Source organism: Planctomycetia bacterium, from assembly GCA_034440135.1.
In the GTDB taxonomy this organism is placed as follows: domain Bacteria; phylum Planctomycetota; class Planctomycetia; order Pirellulales; family JALHLM01; genus JALHLM01.
The window spans coordinates 1-3353 of the sequence record JAWXBP010000205.1 but is presented as its reverse complement, the minus strand read 5'-3'; the positions used below and the strand labels follow the sequence as shown (position 1 = coordinate 3353).

At 59.1% G+C, this 3353-nt stretch carries 2 protein-coding genes; one reads left to right on the top strand and one right to left on the bottom strand.

Annotated features, from left to right (window positions below):
* Nucleotides 1-1200 (bottom strand): helicase HerA-like domain-containing protein (locus SGJ19_11885; GenBank protein MDZ4780945.1); only part of this gene is annotated, 1200 nt, incomplete at its 3' end.
* Nucleotides 1201-1533: 333 nt separating this feature from the next.
* Here SGJ19_11885 and SGJ19_11880 point away from each other — a divergent pair.
* Entirely contained in the window at nt 1534-3294 is a 1761-nt protein-coding gene (locus SGJ19_11880) for a hypothetical protein (protein ID MDZ4780944.1), read from the top strand.
* Nucleotides 3295-3353 lie beyond the last annotated feature (59 nt).

Here is a 3353-nt window from a genome sequence, read left to right as displayed (position 1 = left end):
GCTCAGCGCCTTGTAATCGAGGTCCACCGGATTCTGCGTTGCCAGGAGCAAGCCGACGCCGAACGCACGTGCCTGTTTGATCAAGGTCATCAGCGGCAACTTGGTCGGCGGATTGGCGGGGTAGGGGGGCAAGTAGCCGAACACTTCGTCGAAGTAGACGATGGCGCGCAGGTTGCTCGTGCCGGGCTGCTTGCGGGTCCAGCTCAGCACCTCTTCCAGTAGTAGAGTCAAGAAGAACATGCGCTGGCTGTCTTCGAGATGGGCAAGGTAAAAGATGATCTGTCTGGGCTTCGTGCCGCCGGACATCAGCTTGGTCAGGTCGAGCGGTTCGCCGGCGATCCAGGTGGAGAAGCTGGGAGCCGCCAGGATGTTATTGAGCGCGACCGCCAGCTTGAGCCGATCTTTCTCGGGGTAGAACGTGTCCATGTCAAACGCGCCGATCGTGTTCATCGGCGGCACTTGAATCGACATGATGAGCTTCGGCAAATCGAGGTCTTGGCCCTTCGTCCAGAAGTGCAACAACATTTGCGCGATCAGAATGTGCTCGCGCGACTGCACTGGATCGGCGCTGATGCCGGTCAATCCCAGCAAAGCGGTGGTTGTGCTTTCAATCTTTTGGTTCAACTCCTCGCGCGGCACGCTGCGCGGTGCGGTCCCATCCAAGGAAGGCGGAGTCTTGGGAGCAGCGAACGTCCCCAAAATCGACAGCGGCAAACCCGCTTCGCTCCCCGGCGTGTAGATGCGCTGCTCGGTGGCGTCCTTCAAGAGCTTGATCCGCTCCGGCGTTTGGCCCCAGTCTGCCAGACCCTTCCGCCATTTGTCGGACATTTGTTGGGCGTATTCCTTCATCGGCAATCCCTTGAGCCGAGCGTCTTCAGGATTGATCCACTTCTCGAAGTCGTCGGGCTTGAGGTCTTCGAACTGAAGCAGCAGATTGACGAGGTCTCCCTTCAAATCGATGATGATGCACGGAATGCCGTCGATCGCGGCCTCTTCGAGCAGGTTGACGCACAGCCCGGTCTTGCCCGAGCCGGTCATGCCCACGACGACGCCGTGCGTCGTCAGGTCGCGAGCTTCGTACATGACCGGCTTGTCGGTGGCTTTCTTCTGAGCAAGATCGTACTCCCGGCCCAGATAAAACGAAGCCGGCAACTCGATATTCTCGCCGATGTAGGTCGGCTTCGCGGGGACATCAGGCACGGTAGGCGCTCCCTGGGAATCATCATTCGCGATTTCGTGTCGTCAGGTGATAATATATGCTAGCCTCGATTTCCACGGAAGGGGATTCGCCTAACATTTGGCGTTGTTTCTGGCGGGAATTCGCGGGCATTTCTCCGTTTTGGCGTTTGTTGATTTTGGACCTGATAACGCAGTTTTCGTCTCGTTAGTTCGGTTCCGGCCGGCGCCTTGCTTTACAGGCCTTTTTCTATTTTGTCCGTTTTTCCCTTGATTTTGTTGCAGTCAAACCAACATCCGACATTTTTTCGATCAGCTGCTTGACAGCTGCACATTTTTTGTTGACAATCACACTCCATGAACATCAGTACCAAGGATGGCCTAACAGATCTTCAGGCCGCTCAGTTCTTCGCGGCGCCCGCTTCGCCGCCGCAACGTCAATATGAGGCGCTCCGCGCTTACTTCGTCGAACCGCTTTCCTCCGCCGAAGTTGCCCGGCGTTTTGGCTATTCGGCCGGCGCCTTTCGTGTGCTCTGTCATGAATTCCGACACGATGCCGACAAACGCTCAAGCTTTTTCGCGACGCCGCGCCCGGGGCCCAAGCAGGCACCTGTTCGCGACGTGGTGCGCGAACGCGCCGTTGCGTTGCGCAAACAATATCTGTCGGTCTATGACATTCAACGCGAACTCGCCGCCGAAGGCCACCCCATCAGCATTCACTCGTTGACGATCCTTTTGCAGGAGGAGGGCTTCGCGCGGTTGCCCCGGCGGCGCGATGACGAACGGCCCGAAACCGTTCGCGCGGACGCCGCCGCCATTGCCGATGTTCGTGCGCTCGATTTCACGCCGCGCACTTTTCGCACGCGCCTGGGCGGACTCTTCGTCTTCGTGCCGCTCATGCGCGAACTGCGTCTGCACGAAGTCCTCCGCCAGGCCAAGCTGCCCGGCAGCGCGATGATCCCCGCTGAGCAAGCGGTGCGCACCCTCTTGGCGCTCAAGCTCGTCGGCAAGGAACGCAAGAGCCACGTCATGGATCTCGTTTCCGATGACGGCATCGCGCTGTTCGCCGGCCTCAACGTCGTGCCCAAGCGATCGTACTTGGCGGCGTACAGTTCGTCGGTCGATGAGCGCGGCATCGAGCGGCTCATGGCCGCCTGGTTCAACGAGACGCCGCGCGCCGGCCTTGCGCACGGCGCTTCCATCGATCTCGATTTTCACACCGTGCCGACCAACAGCAGTGAAGAACCCCTGGAAAAACACTACGTTTCCAGGCGTTCGCGCAGTCAACAGGGCATGCTGACTTTCCTGGCACGCGACGCCGAGCAGCGCGTGCTGTGCTACGCGCACGCCGGCATCGCCAAGGCCGATCAAGCCGAAGAGATCATCCGCTTCGTCGATTATTGGCAACAGCACACCGGCGCCGTGCCGGCCGAACTGGTGTTCGATTCGAAGCTGACGACCTACGCGCAACTCGCCAAGCTCGACCAGCGCAAGATCCACTTCATCACGCTGCGTCGCCGCACGCGCAAGATGCTGGGCGACATTTGGAGCCGACCGGCCTCCGCTTGGCAACGCATCACGCTGCCGGCGCTGACGCGCTTGTTCCGCACGCCGAAGGTGCTTGACGAGCGCATTCAACTCAACGGCTACCCCGGCCCAATTCGACAAGTAACCGTGATCGACTTGGGCCATGAAGAGCCGACAATCCTGCTCACAAACAACACGAAAATCAGTTGCACCGCCCTGGTGACGCGCTACGCCCAACGCATGCTGATCGAGAACGGCATTGCCGAGGCGGTGCAATTTTTCCACCTGGATGCGTTGTCCTCGATGATCGGCCTGAAGGTGGACTTCGACCTGCAGATCACGCTGATGGCCAGTTCGCTGTACCGCCTGCTGGCGGAGAAAATCGGCGCCGGCTACGACCATGCCCAAGCGAAGAAGCTTTTTCGCAACCTGCTGGACGTTTCCGCGACGGTCGCGATCGAGAAAACACGTGTCGTCGTGACGCTCGACAAGCGAGCGCACAATCCGTTCTTGGTGAAATCGCGTCTGGCCGACATGCCGACGCCGATGCCGTGGTTCGGAAAAAAGACGATGCACCTCCAACTTGCTTGAATAAGTAAAAAAACGTATTGGTTGTTAGGCGAATCCCCTTCCGTGGAAATCGAGGCTAG